At 65.6% G+C, this 18,234-nt stretch carries 14 protein-coding genes; 6 read left to right on the top strand and 8 right to left on the bottom strand.

Going from position 1 to position 18,234, the window contains the following annotated elements:
- The 5 genes from ASH04_RS11610 to ASH04_RS11590 all read right to left on the bottom strand — a co-directional run bounded on the left by ASH04_RS11610 (position 1) and on the right by ASH04_RS11590 (position 5,757).
- Positions 1-894 carry a glycoside hydrolase family 16 protein gene (locus tag ASH04_RS11610; RefSeq protein WP_057473581.1) on the bottom strand — a complete coding sequence of 298 codons (894 nt, stop codon included), beginning with the start codon at positions 892-894 and terminating at the stop codon, positions 1-3.
- Positions 891-1,118: a hypothetical protein gene (locus tag ASH04_RS26780; RefSeq protein WP_027495644.1), complete on the bottom strand. Its 228-nt coding sequence runs from the start codon at positions 1,116-1,118 to the stop codon at positions 891-893. Before ASH04_RS26780 ends, ASH04_RS11610 begins: the two co-directional genes overlap by 4 nt.
- On the bottom strand, positions 1,115-3,340 hold the full coding sequence (locus ASH04_RS11600; RefSeq protein WP_057473580.1) for a hypothetical protein: 2,226 nt from the start codon (positions 3,338-3,340) through the stop codon (positions 1,115-1,117). Before ASH04_RS11600 ends, ASH04_RS26780 begins: the two co-directional genes overlap by 4 nt.
- Positions 3,337-4,491 (bottom strand): glycosyltransferase family 2 protein, encoded by a 1,155-nt coding sequence (locus tag ASH04_RS11595; RefSeq protein WP_162247528.1) that lies wholly within the window; start codon positions 4,489-4,491, stop codon positions 3,337-3,339. The genes ASH04_RS11600 and ASH04_RS11595 overlap by 4 nt, the downstream gene beginning before the upstream one ends.
- A 99-nt stretch (positions 4,492-4,590) precedes the next feature.
- Positions 4,591-5,757, bottom strand: coding sequence for a glycosyltransferase family 4 protein (locus tag ASH04_RS11590; RefSeq protein WP_156394530.1), 1,167 nt, complete (start codon positions 5,755-5,757; stop codon positions 4,591-4,593).
- 159 nt (positions 5,758-5,916) lie between these two features.
- On the opposite strand from ASH04_RS11590, the gene ASH04_RS11585 reads away from it, so the two are divergent.
- Positions 5,917-7,260, top strand: coding sequence for a hypothetical protein (locus ASH04_RS11585; protein WP_057473577.1), 1,344 nt, complete (start codon positions 5,917-5,919; stop codon positions 7,258-7,260).
- 61 nt (positions 7,261-7,321) lie between these two features.
- On the opposite strand, the gene ASH04_RS11580 is transcribed toward ASH04_RS11585, so the two are convergent.
- Entirely contained in the window at positions 7,322-7,975 is a 654-nt protein-coding gene (locus tag ASH04_RS11580; RefSeq protein ID WP_057473924.1) for a hypothetical protein, read from the bottom strand.
- A 539-nt stretch (positions 7,976-8,514) separates the two neighbouring features.
- Here ASH04_RS11580 and ASH04_RS11575 point away from each other — a divergent pair.
- Together ASH04_RS11575 and ASH04_RS11570 are read left to right on the top strand one after the other, a co-directional pair.
- Positions 8,515-11,904 (top strand): (Fe-S)-binding protein, encoded by a 3,390-nt coding sequence (locus tag ASH04_RS11575; RefSeq protein WP_057473576.1) that lies wholly within the window; start codon positions 8,515-8,517, stop codon positions 11,902-11,904.
- A gap of 167 nt (positions 11,905-12,071) precedes the next feature.
- The gene (locus ASH04_RS11570) at positions 12,072-12,341 is read left to right on the top strand and encodes a hypothetical protein (RefSeq protein ID WP_027495639.1); all 270 of its coding nucleotides are present in this window, start codon (positions 12,072-12,074) and stop codon (positions 12,339-12,341) included.
- On the opposite strand, the gene ASH04_RS11565 is transcribed toward ASH04_RS11570, so the two are convergent.
- Positions 12,334-14,247, bottom strand: coding sequence for a dipeptidyl-peptidase 5 (locus ASH04_RS11565; protein ID WP_057473923.1), 1,914 nt, complete (start codon positions 14,245-14,247; stop codon positions 12,334-12,336). The two genes, ASH04_RS11570 and ASH04_RS11565, sit on opposite strands and share 8 nt — an antisense overlap.
- 100 nt (positions 14,248-14,347) lie before the next feature.
- Between ASH04_RS11565 and ASH04_RS11560 the strand changes: the two genes are divergently transcribed.
- Positions 14,348-14,584 carry a DUF3263 domain-containing protein gene (locus ASH04_RS11560; protein ID WP_057473575.1) on the top strand — a complete coding sequence of 79 codons (237 nt, stop codon included), beginning with the start codon at positions 14,348-14,350 and terminating at the stop codon, positions 14,582-14,584.
- On the opposite strand, the gene ASH04_RS11555 is transcribed toward ASH04_RS11560, so the two are convergent.
- Positions 14,581-15,285, bottom strand: coding sequence for an SOS response-associated peptidase (locus ASH04_RS11555; protein ID WP_057473574.1), 705 nt, complete (start codon positions 15,283-15,285; stop codon positions 14,581-14,583). The two genes, ASH04_RS11560 and ASH04_RS11555, sit on opposite strands and share 4 nt — an antisense overlap.
- A gap of 105 nt (positions 15,286-15,390) precedes the next feature.
- On the opposite strand from ASH04_RS11555, the gene ASH04_RS11550 reads away from it, so the two are divergent.
- On the top strand, positions 15,391-16,641 hold the full coding sequence (locus ASH04_RS11550) for a pyridoxal phosphate-dependent aminotransferase (protein WP_057473573.1): 1,251 nt from the start codon (positions 15,391-15,393) through the stop codon (positions 16,639-16,641).
- A 246-nt stretch (positions 16,642-16,887) separates the two neighbouring features.
- Positions 16,888-18,234 carry a YibE/F family protein gene (locus ASH04_RS11545; protein ID WP_235579995.1) on the top strand — a complete coding sequence of 449 codons (1,347 nt, stop codon included), beginning with the start codon at positions 16,888-16,890 and terminating at the stop codon, positions 18,232-18,234.

Below are 18,234 nucleotides of genomic sequence, written 5' to 3'. Positions count from 1 at the left end.
TCAGTTCTGTTGTTCCAGCAGAACCGATCCCGACGGCGTGTCCTCCACGGCGGACGGTGTCCCGTCCGATTCGTACACCGACACCCAGTCCACATCCACGTTCGCGACGTCGGGTGTTCCCGCCCGGCCGCATTCTCCGACACCCCAGGATTCGAGCTTGGTGCAGGCGCCCGCTTGGGCCTGGATGCCCAACCACATCGGCTTGTCCGGGATGGATGCTCCCAGTGGTGTTCGCGCCCAGACCTTTCCGTTGACCAGATACCTGATCTGCTCGGGGTCCCATTCCACTCCGACGGTCTGCCAGTCGTTGGTGTCCAACTGCAGATTCGCCTGTGAGAAGTGACGGTCTCCTTCTGCGCCGCTCCAGTGCAGGAACGACGACATCGTCTGCCTGGTCCCGTCGGCGCTCTCGGCGATGTCGATCTCCGGCGGCCACACCTCGTCGGCGGGCCACAGCAGAATGTGATAGCTGATCTCGTCGGATCGGTCCGCACGCAGTCGCACATCCCACTTGCCGTACGTCTGTGACACCGGCGAATTCGAGACGCCGCCGGTCACCCAGCGGCCGTCCTTCTGCTCGGCGCGCAGCCGCAGTGCGCCACCGGTGACCGAGGCCTGGTCGTACTCCCACCAGCTGGCCGGGTCGCCTCCGGGTTGGCCGTAGTACGCACCCCAGTCGTCACCGAGATCGCACCGGTCGAAATCGTCGACGAAGGTCTGCCGCCACCCCGGTAGGTCCTCCCGGGGCACGGCTTCACCCGACATGACGTCGTCCGCCATGGGGTCGCACCGTTCGCTGCTGACCAACTCGGGTTGGGGTCCGGTCGTCTGCGCACAGGACACCGTCGTCGCCACGACCAGCAGGGCCACCGACAGGCCGCGTCCGATCCTCACTCCCAGATCGCGATCTGCTGGAACCGCACGATCACGACGACTGCCGCCAGGAGCAACAGCACGATCAGTGTCGCGGAGAGCACCACTGCGCGGTTGATGCGTCCGCTGCCGCCGCGCCCGATCGCTCCGTCGGAGGGCACCTCGCGTTCGCGCAGTACCGACGAGACGATCAGCGCCGCGAACAGGGCACCGAATGCGAGGAAGCCGAGCCACAGATCTGTCATTTGAGCACCACCGGTGGGGTGGACGCATTCTGCAGAATGGTCAGGTCGGCGGTTTCGACAACCACGCGATACTCGTCGGATCCGACCAACATGCCCAGCTGTTGGTCGACGACCGATTGCGAATATCCGTACTGCAGGTAGATCTGCGCCGACGATTGTCGAGTGGTGAACACGAAGTCGGGGTTCTCCTTTCGGACGCACCCGCTGAGATCGTCGAGGCACTCGAACGATTCCATGGTCGCCACTCTGACGTCGTCGAAGTAGCGTGCGGACACCAGCCCGGCCGCCGTTCCGATGACCATGATTTCCGAGCCCTGCGGAACCGACCGCATCAATGCGTCTCCGTATCGGATCTGATCCTCGTCGGTGTGCTCGAACGAGGTGTTCAACCCGCGAGTTGCCGTCAGTATCAAGGCAATTCCGAGGATTGCCGCGGTCGCGGCGACGGTGCGCGACCAGTGCCGAGGCTGGGCCGATCGACCCGTGAACCGTCGAATGATCGCGAAGGTGCGCACCAACGCGTCCGCGGCGTAGGGCGCGATGAACGGCGACGCCAGCACGAAGCACCGGATCACCACCTCACCGCCGTAGCTCTGCACCAGCACCAAACCGAAAGGCACCATGCAGAGCAAGCCGCCGATGAGCCACGTCTTGCGTCGGCGGTAGGTCAGCCAACCGGCGAACGCGAACATCAGCAGCGCGCCCGACGCCGCCAACCGCAGATATTGCATCTTCTGGTAGAGCGGATCGGCACCGATCCGGTCGCTGACGCCGCCCTGTACCGCGCCCGACACCTGTCCCACATCGCCGAGCACGTACGCGAGGTGGCCCTTCCAGTAGTCGACGGCTCCGTAACTGAACCAGGCCACGAACAGCGCGACCGCGAACAGCCACAGCAGTCGGTACCGCGTGGTTCCGGTGAGTGAGAACAGGAACAGCGCCGCGATCAACACGATGGGCGTGAGCTGGTGAGTGATGACGATCGCCGCGATCAGGACGATCATCAGCGCCTCGATCGCGAGGGTGCGGCCGGCACCGACACCGGGGACCGTGCCCAGAGTTCGCCGCGGCACCGTGACGATCCACCGACGCCACGACCGCGGGGCCGACGGCAGGGGCGCACTGCGCAACTGCCACAGCAGCAAGGCGCAGATGGTCAGGTACAGCATGGTCGCCGTCGGCTGTGGCGCGAAGTAGTCCTGCTGGTACCAGTTGAACGACAGGTAGAGGATCACCGCGATCCACGCCACGCGCCTGCGCCCGGTCAGCGACAACGCGATCGAGTACAGCGGCAACATGGTCACGCCGCCGTAGAAGAGCGGAGCCCACAGCAGCATCGGGGACAGGTCCGACAGCGCGCCGGCACCCGACATATGAGCTCCGGCAGAGAAGAATCCGGCCCAACTGAATCGCGCGTCCGACGGCGGTGGCAGACCTTGCAGAGACGCGATGATGTCGATCAGCCCGCGATGGGTGTACGCCGTCGGGATCGACGTGACGCCGTCGGCCAACGACACGTACATCGTGGTGAACATGATCAGAGCGAGACCGGCCGCGCCGAGTACCACCGGGTCGAGTCGGGCCCGCGACAGCGCCACGGCGATCACGGCCGCCACGATCGCCAGCGCGACGAGGTAGCTGAAGCCGATATGGGTGATGACGCCCAACGCCCCGGACGCCTGCGGCCTGAGCACCTTCGTGGCGTGAGCGAACAGCACGACGGCGACGGCCACCGCGCCGAGAAGTGCGTACCGGGTCACCACCGCAGTCCGGTCCGGGCGCGGTCGGGGCACCGCAGGCACCAACGTTCGCGACGCCCACAGAATGAGCGCGGCGGACACCGCACAGATGTAGAGCTGCACCGTCACCGGACGCAGATTCCCGGTGACGACCTCGGCCTGCGCGATGATCAGCATCGTCGCGAACGAGATCGAGACCGTCACCGAACCGACCAGTGCCGGCTGTCGGAGGCGTAGCAGCACCGCGATGGGTGCCCCGGGCAACAGCGTCACGGCGGCGACGACCACGGCTACCCGGAGCCCGTTGGGTACCGCACCCGCGTGATCGGATCCGGCGAGGATGGCCAGCAGCGTCGACGCGATGGCGACCGCTGCCGCAGCGAAGAGCAGCGCTTGCGCCCCGCGGTAGCTCGAGTCGGGTCGCGTCGGATCGGCTCGACCTACTGCGTCCTCGGGTGCGTCGGTGGTGTCGGTGATCGTCACGAATTGATCCCGGTGCCGCGAACCGTGATGGCCTTGACGTACAGGAACGGCCCGCACAGGTAGCCGTAGAGCTCGGTGAGCTTGAGGTCGCGAGGCATCGGCGGAGCCCCGTCCGCGAAGCGGTTCTCCTCGGGTGCGAGAAGCATGCGGAATGCGGTCGGGAGCCGGCCGAGCAGTGCGCGGGCCGGAGCTCCGCCGTCGAGGAAGAGTTTGGTGACGATGGCGGCCATTCCGCTTCCGTACCCGAACATCTGCTCGCGCAACGCTTCGTGATCGGCTCGATGATGATGGCCGACGACGGCCGTCGGGTCGTAGACGATCGTTCCCCCGCGCAGCACTGCACGTCGGAACAACTCGAGGTCCTCACCGCCTTTGGTGGGCGTGCCCGGGCCGATCCTCTCGTCGAATCCTGCGAGCGAGTCGAAGGCGCTCTTTCGGAACGACATGTTGTTGCCGCTGCCCATCTCCCCGGCCGTGTAGGGGAACAGCGCTGCGGTGCCGCGTGCACCCAGTTCTTCGTCGATCGATCCGGTCGGCGCGAGGGTCCAGACCGTGCGCGTCGATCCCTTCTCGAACAGCCCCGATTCCTCGAACCACCGCTGCTGATCGGTCTCGACCGCCAGTCCGACGACCCGTCCGGTCACCCCGGCCACCACACCGTCTCGATCTGCCGAGTACACCTGCGCCACGGCGGCGAGCCACTGCGAATCCGGTTCGGCGTCGTCGTCGGTGAAGGCGATCACGCGGCCCGACGCGTGCCGGGCACCGGTGTTTCTGGCTCGCGAGACCCCGCGGCGCGGCTCACGCACGACGATGCAGCGGGGATCGTCGATCGACCTCAACGCGTCGTCCACCCGTCCCGACGTGGGTGCGTTGTCCACCACCACGATCTCCAGGGCCGGGTAGGACTGCGCGAGCACGGCCTCGACCGTGCCCGACAGCGACGGTCTGCCCACGGTTCCCACGACGACGGTGATGAGGTCGCCGTCGACGAACCGCTCTGCTGCGCGCAGCGGTTCCGGCGACCGCCTGGGTGCGAGGACCCAGCCGGCCCCGGCCAGGGTCGCGGTCGCAGTCGCGGCAAGAACGGCAACGCCGACCCGCTGCGGGGTGCGGCGGCGCGGGACGCCGGGGGCCATGTGGTCGAGCATCAAGAACTCCGATTCGGTACGAGCGTGTGCGTGCGGATGCCCCGACATCCGCACGGCTGGGTTGCGTCGTCGGCTCCGCTGCAGAGCCGATGCGTCACGTCATGTGATGCGCTTCTTCCCGATTGCTGAACTGTAGATGTCGGCGAAACGCTTCGCGCGATGTCGGGAATCGAACTGTCCGACGGCTTGCCCTCGCGCGGCCTCGGCGAGGGTGGCGGCCAGGCCGCGATCGGTCAGCATCCTGCACAATTGCCTGGCCAGCGAGTCGACGTCGCCGGTTCGGGCAACGAGGCCGGTTCGCTCGTGCGAGACGAAATCGACCAGGCCCCCGGTGTCGCTCACCACGACCGGCACCGAACAGGCCTGTGCCTCGAGGGCGATGAGCCCGAAGGGCTCGTCCTGTGACGGGCAGGCCAACACATCCACGGCACGCAACGTCGACGCCACCGCATCTGTGCGGCCCAGAAAACGATGCGCGCCGGGCAGCAACCGTTCCGCGGCCTGCTGCAACTCGACGAGGTAGCCACCGTCGTCCTCGCTGGGCGCGCCGACGATCGCCAGATGCGCGTCGACTCCGGACCGACGCACCCGTGCCACGGCGTCGATCAGTACGTCGAGCTTCTTCTCGCGATCGATCCGGCCGACGGCTGCGATCAGTGGAGCATCGGGGTCGGCGGTCATGTCGGCCCGCAGAGCCGGGTCACCGGCACCCGGCGCGAAGGCCGTGGTGTCGATTCCCTGGTGCACCACGCTCACCCGTCCACGCGCACGCGTCGGGAGTTGCAGTGCTGCAGCTGTGCTGACGGCCACCGTGTGGGTTGCCGTCGTCGCGATCGCGGCGAGCAGCGTGCGCCCCGGCCCGGCGGGGACGATGTCGTGAAATTCGACGACGACCGGGGTGCGTGCGAGTCGGGACGCGAGCACCGCGTCGGGATGCAGCAGCAGATGGTTGGAATGTACGACGTCGAAGTCGCGGGCAGCTCGCCGAAGTATCGACACCGTGCGTGCGCTCTTCGGCACCTGTGCCGCGAGCCCGCCGATGGGATGCAGAGAATTCTCGCCCTGACGATGGATTCCGATGCGTTGCGGCAGGTCCAGCGGCAAGAACGGCAGGCCGGCGGCTCGCCACCACTGTTCGGTGTCGCTGCCACCGGGCGCACCCAGAGTGACGGTCACGCCCAGGGGCCGCAATGCCAGCGCCACGTTTCGCAGACTGTGATCGGTTCCGCCAACCGACGTCGACAGCGAGACCGCGAGTACTTGCACTTCGCTGACTCCGTCCAAGACTCCGGTTTCCTGTCCAATAGTTTGTTTGACTCCATTACATCGTACTCAGAGTTGGCTGGAATACCCATTTGAGTTCATACTGCTTCTGAGGCTTTCATAAACAAGAAGTAAAGCCGTCTATCGGAAGGGACCTACGCGATGAACGTGGTCTTTCCCTCGCACGTCACGGTTCACGAGACCGATGTCGCGCTTGCGGGTAACTGGACCGTGGTGGCTTTCGGTCCTGTCGATCATGGTGGCGTCGACGGCATCCGCCGGGCGCTACGCACGACGATGAGCATCGGCCCGGCCGCGCGAGTGGGCCTACGTCCAGATTCCGGCACCCGTCGCTGGCGATACGATCCCGACGCCCCGCTGAACGCCGTCCGGGAAGACTCCGCGATCACCGAGGACGACTACGACACCGCGATGTCGCAGCTACTGGCCACGCACGACCCCGCCGAGCCACTGTCCATCACGGTGCGCGGCGACCACGTGGTGTTCTACATGGATCACGGGCTCGGCGACGGTCAGATGATCATCAACCTCTCCCACACACTCGCTGATGCCGACGCTCGCAACGGCATCGTGCCTCGCTGGGCGACATCAGCGCAGACGCGTCACCCGCTCGCCGTAGCAGCGATGCGCTGTTTCGGAACCGATCCCAGGCGAGTTACGCGGCTACTGCGCTCGCGCGTTCTCCCGGGTATCAGCGTGTGCGGCCGCAAGCATGCGGGTGGCGGGTCGGCCGGTCACGGGTCCACGCAGACGGCGTCTACACAGGCGGCATCGACCGCCGCAGGGTCACCCGTCGAGGTGGTGGCCGCGGCCGCCACGATCGAGTGCACCCGAGAACTGGCGAGGTGGCGAGGCGACCACCGACCCGGACAGTCGATCTCCATCCTGTTCTTCGCCGCCCTCGATGCCGCACTGCGCGCCGAAGGACTGGCCGTCGACGATGTCGCCAAAGTGCTGTTCGACGTCCGCCGGTACCTACCACCCGAGCTGACCACCCTTGCGAACCTGTCGGCCGGTATCGACGTCTACCTCCCCGACACGACCGACACCGTTCTACTGTCCCGCCAATGGCGACGAATCATCGACTGCGGGCACCCGATCGCAAACCTGATGCTGGTCGCACTTCGCTCGAAACTGGCCAGGTTGCGCTCCGGCCGCGCGACCGACACCCTGCCGCCCACCGCACCCGACACCATCCGTCTGGCCTTGTCCGACATGGGCCGGCATGCCCGATTGAACGACATCGCCTTCGTCGGCGAGACACAGGGCTCGTACCGAGTCATGGTGGCACCCGCGAGCCACGGACACATCACCCTGACGACCGCACGGCTACGCGACTCCATTCGCGTCGCCGCGTCGTTCCACTCGCACGTCGTCGATGCCGACACCATCCGACGGGCACTGCGCGCCGCCTGCTCGACGCCCATCGCATTCCTCGAAGCCGACGCATCGACCGCGGCCGTCGCCACCAATCCTGCTGCCTGACAACACAAAAGAACCCACGACCTCGACGAGATCGTGGGTTCTTTCGAAGAATGCGCTGTGACTACTTGGCCCAGACCGACGTTCCGGGAGCAGCGTTCAACGTGTTGAGCAGATCGATTCCGGCAACGACCAAGCCGGGCCCGCCGACAGCGATGGTGCCGATGATTCCACCTGCTCCCGCACCGGTCACCAAGCCGGGGATGCAGCCTGCGGGGAGAGTCACAATGCAACCGATCACCGCACCGATTGCGGAACCGGTCAGGGTTCCAATCGCGGTAGCAATTCCGAGCTGCGACGAGAAGTTCTGCTGCGCCTTGAGGTTTTCCTCGGGCGAGGCGACCGTCGTCGCGCCGATGCTGCGCGAGTTGGCCGAGGCCTTTGAGAGGTCGAGCTGCGGCACCAGACGCAGGGTCTTGCCGTTGTCGTCGACGTTCTGCTCGTACGGGAAGTTCAGTCCGCCGAGGTTGAACGACAGCGGGAGGGTGACGAGTGTGTTGTCGGCGGCGTCGAGGACGTCGACGGTCTTGCCGTCGTCGGCAACCTTGAAGACGCCCGCATCGATGGTGGTGACGATGGTGCGGTCTTCGAGCTCGACGGAGTAGTTCGTGTCGGGGGTCGTGGCGCTGGTGTCGGGCTGCGCGTAGGCGGTTCCGCTGGCCAGACCCGTAGCAACTGCTACGAGAGCCGAGGTGACGACCAGTTTGCTGAGTTTCATGTGGTGTTGTGTTCCGTTTCTGTGCATGTGCTGCAGTGCTTTTGGCGGCAAACCGTCGAACGCGACATCACCCCGAATGACGTCCTCGCACCTCTGGTCCACAGGCAGTGTAAACCATCAATCAGACCGGTCGTTGTGCTACCGACCCTTTACCGTGTCCGAAAAGTTATGAACAATCACAACGCCCAAATCGGACAGAAAGACCGCACTTTTGTTCGGTTTCGCGGGACTCGTCTTCCACGGCGCAGCCGTCGGTAAACCTCGGGCATCGGGCCGATTCGGCCGGGTTAGGTCTGCCTTCTCGCAGGAGTCACAAGCCCGTACGCCTAACGTGATGCGGGCGACAACCTACTGACGAGTTCAGCCCACCCGTCGGACGGTCTCGTGCGCGCAACCACCAGCGTCGCTCCAGGCGATTCTGACCTAAGTTACCCGTCGGTAGATTTCGCGATCTACTGGCAGGTAACATCGCTGTATTCCTCTCGACGGGCTGGACCCGCGGTAGCTGCTCCAGCTGCCACTGAACGAAAGGCCGCGACATGAACGCCCTGACGATCACGTTGGGCACAGTCGGTGCTCTGCTCAGCCTCGTGTGTTGGTACGCCTTCATTCGTGGCGCCCTGCGCATGTTCAACATCGTGAGGCTGGGTCAGCCGGCACCCGACCGTTGGCGACCGATCGTCCCCCGCTTCAAGCAGATGATCATCGAGTTCGCCGCGCACACCAAGATGGTCAAGTTCCGCACCGTCGGCTGGGCGCACTGGCTGGTGATGATCGGCTTCATGGTCGGGTCCGTGTTCTGGTTCGAGGCCTACGGACAGACGTTCAACCCCGAGTTCCACTGGCCCATCGTCGGCGACACCGCCGTCTACCACCTGATGGACGAGATTCTCGGGCTCGGCACCGTCATCGGCATCACCACGCTGATCATCATTCGCCAGCTCAACCACCCGCGTAAGCCCGAGCGTCAGTCACGCTTCGCCGGCTCCGGGTTCAAGGCCGCCTACTTCGTCGAGGCCGTTGTCCTCATCGAGGGCCTGGGCATGGTGTTCGTCAAGGCGGGCAAGATCGCCACCTACGGACACGCGAACCCCTACACCGACTTCTTCACGATGCGCCTCGCCGAGCTGTTGCCGGCCAACTCCAACATGGTGTCGATCTTTGCTCTGATCAAATTGATGTCCGGCATGGTCTGGCTCTACATCGTCGGTACCCGCATCAACTGGGGCGTCGCGTGGCACCGCTTCACGGCCTTCCCCAATATCTACTTCAAGCGTATGGACGACGGCACCGTCGCCCTCGGCGCCGCCAAGCCGATGATGTCCGGCGGCAAGGTCCTCGAGATGGAAGAGGCCGATCCCGACGTCGACGCGTTCGGCGCAGGCAAGATCGAGGACTTCAGCTGGAAGGGCTGGCTCGACTTCACCACGTGCACCGAGTGCGGCCGCTGCCAGTCGCAGTGCCCCGCCTGGAACACCGGCAAGCCCCTCTCCCCCAAGCTGCTGATCATGTCGCTGCGCGATCACAGCCACGCCAAGGCCCCGTACCTGCTGGCCGGCGGCAAGAAGGACATGGCCGGCGACGAGGTCGGACTCGTCGATGCCGAGGGCAACGTGGACCAGAAGGCCCTCGACGCCATTCCGCAGAATGCTCGCGACGAAGCCGATCGCAAGCTCGTCGCCGACGCCATCGAAGGCGGCATCATCGATCCCGAGGTGCTGTGGAGCTGCACCACCTGCGGTGCGTGCGTCGAGCAGTGCCCGGTCGACATCGAACACGTCGACCACATCATCGACATGCGCCGGTACCAGGTGCTGATCGAGTCCGAGTTCCCGTCCGAGCTCGCCGGCTTGTTCAAGAACCTGGAGAACAAGGGCAACCCGTGGGGCCAGAACTCCAAGGACCGCCTCAACTGGATCAACGAGATGGACTTCGACATCCCGGTCTTCGGCCAGGACGCCGACTCGTTCCAGGACTACGAGTACCTCTTCTGGGTCGGCTGCGCCGGAGCCTACGAGGACCGTGCCAAGAAGACCACGAAGGCCGTCGCCGAGCTGCTCGCCACCGCAGGCGTGAAGTTCATAGTGCTCGGTGCCGATGAGACCTGCACCGGCGACTCCGCTCGCCGTGCGGGCAACGAGTTCCTGTTCCAGCAGCTCGCGATGCAGAACATCGAGACGCTGAACAACGTGTTCGACGGCGTCGAGCAGAGCAAGCGCAAGATCGTCGTCACCTGCGCCCACTGCTTCAACGCACTCGGCAACGAGTATCCGCAGGTCGGCGGTGACTACGAGGTGGTCCACCACACGCAGCTGCTCAACCGTCTCGTGCGGCAGAAGAAGCTGATCCCGGTGGCCTCGGTCAGCCAGGACATCACCTACCACGATCCGTGCTACCTCGGCCGGCACAACAAGGTGTACGACGCCCCGCGTGAGCTGATGGCCGCGTCGGGCTCCAACCTCAAGGAGATGCCGCGTCACGGTGAGCGGTCCATGTGCTGTGGTGCCGGTGGCGCTCGTATGTGGATGGAAGAGAACATCGGCAAGCGCATCAACATCGACCGGGTCGACGAGGCGCTTGCGACCAACCCGAAGAAGATCGCCACGGGTTGCCCGTTCTGCCGCGTCATGCTCACCGACGGTGTCACCGCACGGCAGGAAGGCGGGGCACACGAGGGCGTCGAGGTCGTCGACGTCGCGCAGCTGATGCTCGAATCGATCACCCGCGTCGAGTCCTCGGTATTGGCCGAGAACATCAAGGTCATCCCGCGCGAACAGACTCCCGAAGAGAAGCTGGCCACCGAAAAGGTCGCAGCCGTCGAGGAGAAGGGGCGCGTCGAGGAGATCGAGGTCGCAGCCGAAGGCGGCGATCCCGAAGCCGAGACGAAGAAGGCGCAGCCGGCCAAGGCTGCTGGTGGCCTGAAGATGAAGGGACTTGCGAAAGCTCCCGGAGCCAAGGCACCCGGTTCTGCGCCCGCCAACGCCGAAGCCGACAAGACGTCGGGGCACTCGGCCGATACCGCCGCGGACGCATCGAAGCCCAAGGGCCTCGGTTTGGCCGGTGGCAAGGCACCCGGTGGCAAGGGTCTGCAGATGAAGGGCAAGGCACCCGGCGCGAAGGCGGCTGCCCCGGCACCTGCCGACGCTCCCGCGGCAACCGAAGCACCTGCTCCCGCAGAGGCCTCCGAGTCGACTCCAACCGTCAAACCCAAGGGTCTGGCCGTCAAGTCCGGATTCAAGAAGCCCGGCGCGAAGGCACCCGGCAAGCCCGCCGACGCTGCTCCTGCGGCGTCGACACCCGCCCCGGAAGCGGCCGATGATGCAGCGGAATCACCTTCTGCTGCAACTGAATCCGTAGCCACAGAATCCAAGCCGACCGTCCAGCCCAAGGGTCTGGCCGTCAAGTCCGGATTCAAGAAGCCGGGAGCCAAGGCACCGGGCAAGCCTGCTACCGAAGCCCCTGCGTCCGAGGCTCCTACTGCTGAAGCACCGGCTACCGAGGCCACGGCGTCCGAGGCATCCGCCACCGAGGCTGCTGCAACGGAGCCTGCTGCAACCGAATCCGTAGCAGCAGAGTCCAAGCCGACCGTCCAGCCCAAGGGTCTGGCCGTGAAGTCCGGATTCAAGAAGCCGGGCGCGCGGACACCGGGTGCGGCCGCCGCTGCACCTGCGGCGACACCAGCCGAGCCGGCTGCAGCAGAGCCCGAAAAGGCCGAGCCGACACCGGAAGCTGAGGCACCGATCACGGAAGCACCGGTTACCGAAGCGCCAGAGGCCGAGGTACCGGAAACAGAGGCTCCGAAGGCAGAAGCGTCGGACACTGCGGCCGAGACCACATCCAACGGTTCGGATGATCGCACTCCGCCCAAGCCGAAGGCCGGTGGACTCGGATTCGCTCCGGGTGCAAAGGTTCCGGGTCGCCGGAAGTAACCTCCCACCCTTGTTACCGACTGCGCGCCCCTGCTCACTTCAGAGCAGGGGCGCGCAGTCGTCGGTAGGGGTGTGAAGTCCCTGCTGGACCCCCGCGGCGGTGGACGAATCGGACATCGTGAGTATGGTCGGAACCGAACTGCATACCCGAAGAAGTAGGAGCAGGCATGACCGACGACGCGGACAAGCTCTTTCGCCGCTACGACGAGTGGTGGACGGCGCTCTCGCCCGACGATCGAGCGCATGTCGAGAAGTGCTGCGAGTCCGGCCGCACCGACGAGCGCCTCTGTGCATTGGTGATCGAGCACAACGGCCCGTCGAAGGCGGCGTTCGAGGCGGGCAGCAAACTGTCCGTCGGCAACAGCAAGTACTGCGCGATCCCCAGCGCGCTGCTCGAATTTCTCGAGGCAAAGCGCGCACACCCACCACTCAGCTAGACGGGCGCCACAGCTCCAGTTCGGGGATTCCGGGTGGGGTGAATCCCATGACCTGCCCGTAGAACGACAGTTCCGATTCTCGGGCGTTCACCTGAGTTTCGAGTTTGCGGAATCCGTGCGACTCACCGGCGTACGTGAGGTAGGCGTGCGGTATTCCCTTCTCCACCATGGCGTCTCGGAATCGCTCGGCCTGCGAGGGCGGCACGATGGGATCGTCGAGACCCTGCAGCAGCAGTACCGGGCACGAGAGTCCGTCGACGTTGTTCACCGGCGCGCGAGTGCGATACAGGTCGAGGGCCTCGGGCAGCGGCCCGATGAGCCCGTCGATGTAGCGGGACTCGAAATCGTGCGTCTCGGCGACGAACATCTCCAGTTCGGCGACGCCGAAGTACGAAGCACCGCAGGCGAATACGTCGGACGACGTGAGCGCGGCCAATACCGTCCAGCCACCTGCCGAACCACCTTCGATGGCCAGCCGGTTCGGGTCGGCGAGGCCGGCGTCGGCCAATCCACGGACCGCGGCGATGGTGTCTTCGACGTCGACCACGCCCCACTGCCCACGCAACCGGTTACGGTATTCGCGCCCGTAACCACTGGATCCGCCGTAGTTCACATCGACGACGCCGATGCCGCGGCTGGTGAAGTACGCGAACACCGGGTTCAACGCCGGTGCCACGTGTGCCGTAGGACCGCCGTGCACGAACGCGACGTACGGCGGTAGTTCGCCGTCGAGCCCCTCGTAGGACGGGTTACGTGGCGCGTACGCGATGGCATGCACTTCGCGATCCGGTCCCTGGAAAGTGACCTGACGCCCCGCGGGCAGGTATTCGACATCCGGTATCGACTCGAAACTCGAACGCACACTGCGTAATTCGCGGGTGGCCAGGTCGACTGCGAACAGTCCCGACGGCACCTGCGCACCGCCGCCCCGGAGCAGAACCGTCGATCCGAGCCGTCCCCCGAGCCCCACCGAAGTCACTCCGTCGAGTTCGATGTCGTCGAGGGTGCCGGTGGCGGGGTCGAGAACGGCGAGCGTATCGGTCCCGACGGTGCGAACGGTCAGCAGCGTGCCGTCGTCGAGAACGTCGTACCAGCGGGCTCCGAGTTGCCAGAGCGGGGCGCCGAAGTCTGCATCGAGGGTCGACACCGGCGTCGCTGCACCGTCCAGCGTGACCGAATGCAGGTTCCACCAACCACTTCGGTCGCTGATGACGTACAGCGACTCGTCGTCGATCCATTCCGGCTGCAACACCGATTCCTCGGTCGAACCCGCCAATACAGTCCACGACGACGGATCCGCCAGCGATGCGACCCGCAGTTCTGTTCCGTCCCAGGGCATCTGCGGGTGGTTCCAGGCGATCCACGCGATGCGGCTGCCGTCGGGTGAAAGCCTGGGGTAGGCAAGGAAATTCGATCCCGAGACCAGTGAGCGCACTCCGCCGCCGCCGAGATCGATCGCGACGATGTCTCGGGTGACGGCTCCGGCGTCGTGGGTCTCGCGGACGGCGATCACGTCGGTACCGACCACCGACAGCTCCCCGTACCGAATGCTCGACGCCACAGCCGGGGCCGGGGTGAGCGGTAGTGGTGCGTCGCCGGGGGTGAGTCGGTAGATGCGTTGATCGGAGAATTCCGCGAACACCAGATCGCCGTTCGGCGTTGCCGTCCATGCGCCGCCGCCGTATTCGTGAACGCGGGTGCGGGCATTGAACGGTGCCGGCAGGATCGCCTCGACCTGTCCGTCGACGTGGCGGCAGATCGCGGTTCGGCCCTGTTCGGTGGGCCGCACCTCGGACCACCAGACTTCGTGTCCGACGAATCGTCCACCCTCGACGGGGTGGCCGGCCGACGACAGGTCGGCTGCGGTGATGGGCGAGGGCCAGGATCCGTACGCGAGAGCGGTCACCTGCTCCACCCTAGTGAACTCCACACGCACGTAACGCGGTGTTCATCGCACCTTCAACCGCGACACAGATGATGGTGGGACGCAGCACGAGGGAGAGATCATGCGCCGGACCACCACCCACTCCGTCGACCACGAGATTCTGACGTTCGGTCGTACCTGGCATGGGTACGGCGGCGGCAGTGCCGAGGACATCTACGTGGCATTCGGTGTCGACGCGTCCATCTACTTCCGGCGACTCGAGCGCATCCTCGAATCCCCGGTGGCCGACGACCTGACTGCGAGCGAACGAGCCGCGATGCTCGACATCTGCCGGCACCGCACCGACGGTCAGGGCTAGACCGGAGTCAACAGCTCGGGGCTGTTGTTCTTCACACTGTTCACCGCGGTACTCACCTCGTAGGGCTCGAGCCGCGGCTCCGGTATCGCGGCCAGCAGCTCGGACACCTCGCTCAGGTCCGTCAGCGTCGGATCGAGCCAGCTCGCCCGTAGCTCCGGGGGCAGCACAACAGGTGAGCGATCGTGGATGTGCCCGAGGGCGTCCGCAGCAGGCGAGGTGAGCACGGTGGCCGACCAGACCCAGCGGTCCTCGTCGTCGTCGGCCTTAGTGGGATCTCGCCACAGTTCGTACAGACCCGCCATCGCCAGCACGCCCTGCTCGTGCAGGAAGTACGGCACTTTGGCACCGTCGCGCTTCTCCCACTCGTAGTACCCGTCGGCCGGAATGATGCAGCGCCGACGACTTGCGGCCTTCTTGAACGACGGCTTCTCGGTGATCGTCTCCGACCTGGCGTTGATGAGCCGGGACCCGATCTTCGCGTCCTTCGCCCACGACGGAATCAATCCCCATCGCACCGAACGCAATTGGCGCACGGCGTCGGACTCGGGTTCGTCCTTGGGCGCGCGTTCGAGCACCGTCCTGATGGTCTGAGTCGGGGCCACGTTGTACGACGGCGGCACCTCGTCGCCCACTGTCTCGGCGATCTCGAAGACCGCCTGCAGGTCGCTGTCACTCCGGGTACTGGCATACCGTCCGCACATGGAACGAGATTGTTCCACCTGCCACCGACACGGCCCAGTGAAACAGCGGTGCCCGAACGACAACCTCGTGGATTCCCACGGCACTCACCTGGCACGATGTGACGGGTGAGCACTCCGCAGATCCACCCACAGCCGCGTTATCGCACGTTGCAGCAGTCGACCAAGCTGCAGAACGTGCTGTACGAGATCCGCGGACCGGTACACGCGCATGCGGCCCGGCTCGAGGCCGAGGGCCATCGCATCCTGAAGCTCAACATCGGCAATCCGGCCCCGTTCGGCTTCGAGGCTCCAGACGTGATCGTGCGAGACATGATCGCGGCGCTACCGGTGGCCCAGGGCTACTCGGAGTCGAAGGGCATCCTGTCGGCTCGACGTGCCATCGTCACGCGCTACGAACTCGAACCGGGCTTCCCCGATCTCGACGTCGACGACATCTACCTCGGTAACGGCGTCTCCGAGCTCATCACGATGACGATGCAAGCGCTGTTGGACGACGGCGACGAGGTCTTGATCCCGGCCCCGGACTACCCGCTGTGGACGGCGATGACGACGCTGTCCGGCGGCAATGCGGTGCACTACATGTGCGACGAGGAGAACGGGTGGAATCCCGATCTCGCCGACATCGAGTCGAAGATCACTCCGAAGACCGTCGCGCTGCTGGTGATCAATCCCAACAATCCGACGGGTGCGGTGTACTCCAAGGAGGTCCTGCAGGGCATCGTCGATCTGGCGCGCAAGCATCAGCTGCTGTTGCTCGCCGACGAGATCTACGACCGGATTCTCTACGACGACGCCGAGCACACCTCGCTGGCGAGCCTGGCTCCGGATCTGCTGTGCCTGACGTACAACGGTCTGTCCAAGGCGTATCGCGTGGCCGGCTACCGTGCCGGATGGCTCGCGATCACCGGCCCGAAGAAGCACGCCGCGGGGTTCATCGAGGGTATCGACCTGCTCGCGTCGACGCGTCTGTGTCCCAATGTGCCTGCCCAACACGCCATTCAGGTTGCTCTGGGTGGGTATCAGAGCATCGAGGATCTGATCCTGCCCGGCGGGCGGCTGCTCGAGCAGCGAGATGTCGCGTGGGAGAAGCTCAACGCCATTCACGGGGTCTCGTGCGTCAAGCCGCGCGGTGCGCTGTACGCATTCCCGCGACTCGATCCCGAGGTGCACGAGATCTACGACGACGAGAAGCTCGTACAGGACCTGCTGCTGCAGGAGAAGATCCTGGTTGTGCAGGGCACCGGATTCAACTGGCCCGGTCATGATCACGTGCGGATCGTGACGCTGCCGTGGGCGCGCGATCTGGCCGTTGCGATCGAGAGGTTCGGCAACTTCCTGTCCTCGTACAAACAGTGAGGCTCGAAGTTACCGACAAGTAGTTGAAAGTGATGGACAAAACACCGGGGTGATCCCGCCTCCGCCGCGATTCATCTGTACATTGGCGGACGGCACTTCGGTGCCCGCGAGCCCTGTTCGTACCCATCCCCCCCCGGGTCGATCAGGTGGTGGCGGGGGACGCCCCCCCTGCTCCCCGCCACCGAGCTCCTCGCCTCGGCCGAGTACCCGGCCGGTACCGATCCGGCCCCGTACTAGCCTTGCACCGTGGAACCACACGGCACGCAACCCTCGGACGGCATCTCGCCGGGATCCACTTCTCATGTGGGTCACGGTCACGGGCACAGCGACGCCCCCGTGCCGTTGGGACCGGTGGCAGCCAAGGTCGTCGTCGGATTGCTGATCGCTATTGCCATAGCCGTCATCGCCGGGGCCTTCGCGCTCTGGCCCAGCAAACAGAGCATCGACATCCCGCTGCCGTTCCAGACCTCGGGTGGCGGTGCAGTGTCCACCGAGGCGGGCACCATCACCTCGCAGAGCATCGGGCCCTGCGGGAGTCCCGACGCAGGTCGAGCATTCACCGGCAACCCGACCCCTGCGGTCAACGACTCGTACGAATGTCAGCGCAGCATCGTCGACATCACCACCGGTGAGGACGCAGGCAAAAGGACGGTACTCGAGATCGCGCCGGGTCCCGGCCAACCGACTCTGAGCGCCGGTGAGGACATCCGGCTGGTTCTGCAGACAGACCCCTCCGGTGGAGTCCGATACTCCTTCAACGACTATTCCCGCGGGCTTCCGCTCGGGTTGATCGTCGGCGTGTTCGCCGTGGTCATCTGCGTCGTGGCCCGCTGGCGGGGCTTCCGCGCGCTGGTGGGCCTGCTCATCGCGTTCGCCGTCCTCGTGGTGTTCATGCTGCCCGCGCTGCTCGACGGCGCTCCGGCCATTCCGGTCGCGCTGGTCGCCGGCGCGATCATTCTCTACGCCGTGCTGTATCTGGCGCACGGCGTGAATCTGCGCACCAGCTCGGCGCTACTGGGCACACTGACCTCGATGGGCGTGGCCGCAGTCCTGTCCTACGTCGCGATTCGGATGACGCACCTCACCGGGTTGTCGGAGGAACAGAACACCGCGGTGCAGACGTACATCGGCAATGTCAGCGTCACCGGTCTGCTGTTGGCCGGCTTCATCATCGGCTCGCTCGGTGTGCTCAACGACGTGACGATCACCCAGGCCTCGGCGGCCTTCGAGTTGGCATCGGTGGACGAGACGGCGTCGCGGCGCGAGATCTTCACCGCCGCGATGCGGGTGGGGCGCGATCACATCGCCAGTACCGTCTACACCCTGGTACTCGCGTACGCCGGTGGTGCGCTGCCGCTGCTTCTGCTCTTCAGCGTCGCCGACCGGTCGATCCGAGACGTGTTGACCGGCGACGCGGTGGCGATCGAAATCGTGAGGTCGTCCGTCGGTGGCGTCGCGCTGGCCCTGTCGGTACCGCTCACGACTGCCATTGCCGTCCTGCTGGCTCGGCCGCTCACCTCGTCGCGGACGCCCTCTTCGCCGCGGCAGGCCAAACCCACACGATCGCGGGGCTCGGGCCGCCACAGCGCGTAG

The sequence above is a fragment of the Rhodococcus sp. Leaf233 genome, from assembly GCF_001426165.1.
Lineage (GTDB): Bacteria > Actinomycetota > Actinomycetes > Mycobacteriales > Mycobacteriaceae > Rhodococcoides > Rhodococcoides fascians.
The sequence above is the reverse complement of the archived record's forward strand: the minus strand, read 5'-3'. Positions and strand labels throughout refer to the sequence as shown.

Coding starts and splice junctions, on each gene's coding strand:
- ASH04_RS26780 (WP_027495644.1), bottom strand. CDS start 1,118: ATGACAGATCTGTGGCTCGGCTTCCTCGCATTCGGTGCCCTGTTCGCG.
- ASH04_RS11595 (WP_162247528.1), bottom strand. CDS start 4,491: ATGCTCGACCACATGGCCCCCGGCGTCCCGCGCCGCCGCACCCCGCAG.
- ASH04_RS11585 (WP_057473577.1), top strand. CDS start 5,917: ATGAACGTGGTCTTTCCCTCGCACGTCACGGTTCACGAGACCGATGTC.
- ASH04_RS11580 (WP_057473924.1), bottom strand. CDS start 7,975: ATGAAACTCAGCAAACTGGTCGTCACCTCGGCTCTCGTAGCAGTTGCT.
- ASH04_RS11575 (WP_057473576.1), top strand. CDS start 8,515: ATGAACGCCCTGACGATCACGTTGGGCACAGTCGGTGCTCTGCTCAGC.
- ASH04_RS11570 (WP_027495639.1), top strand. CDS start 12,072: ATGACCGACGACGCGGACAAGCTCTTTCGCCGCTACGACGAGTGGTGG.
- ASH04_RS11560 (WP_057473575.1), top strand. CDS start 14,348: ATGCGCCGGACCACCACCCACTCCGTCGACCACGAGATTCTGACGTTC.
- ASH04_RS11555 (WP_057473574.1), bottom strand. CDS start 15,285: ATGTGCGGACGGTATGCCAGTACCCGGAGTGACAGCGACCTGCAGGCG.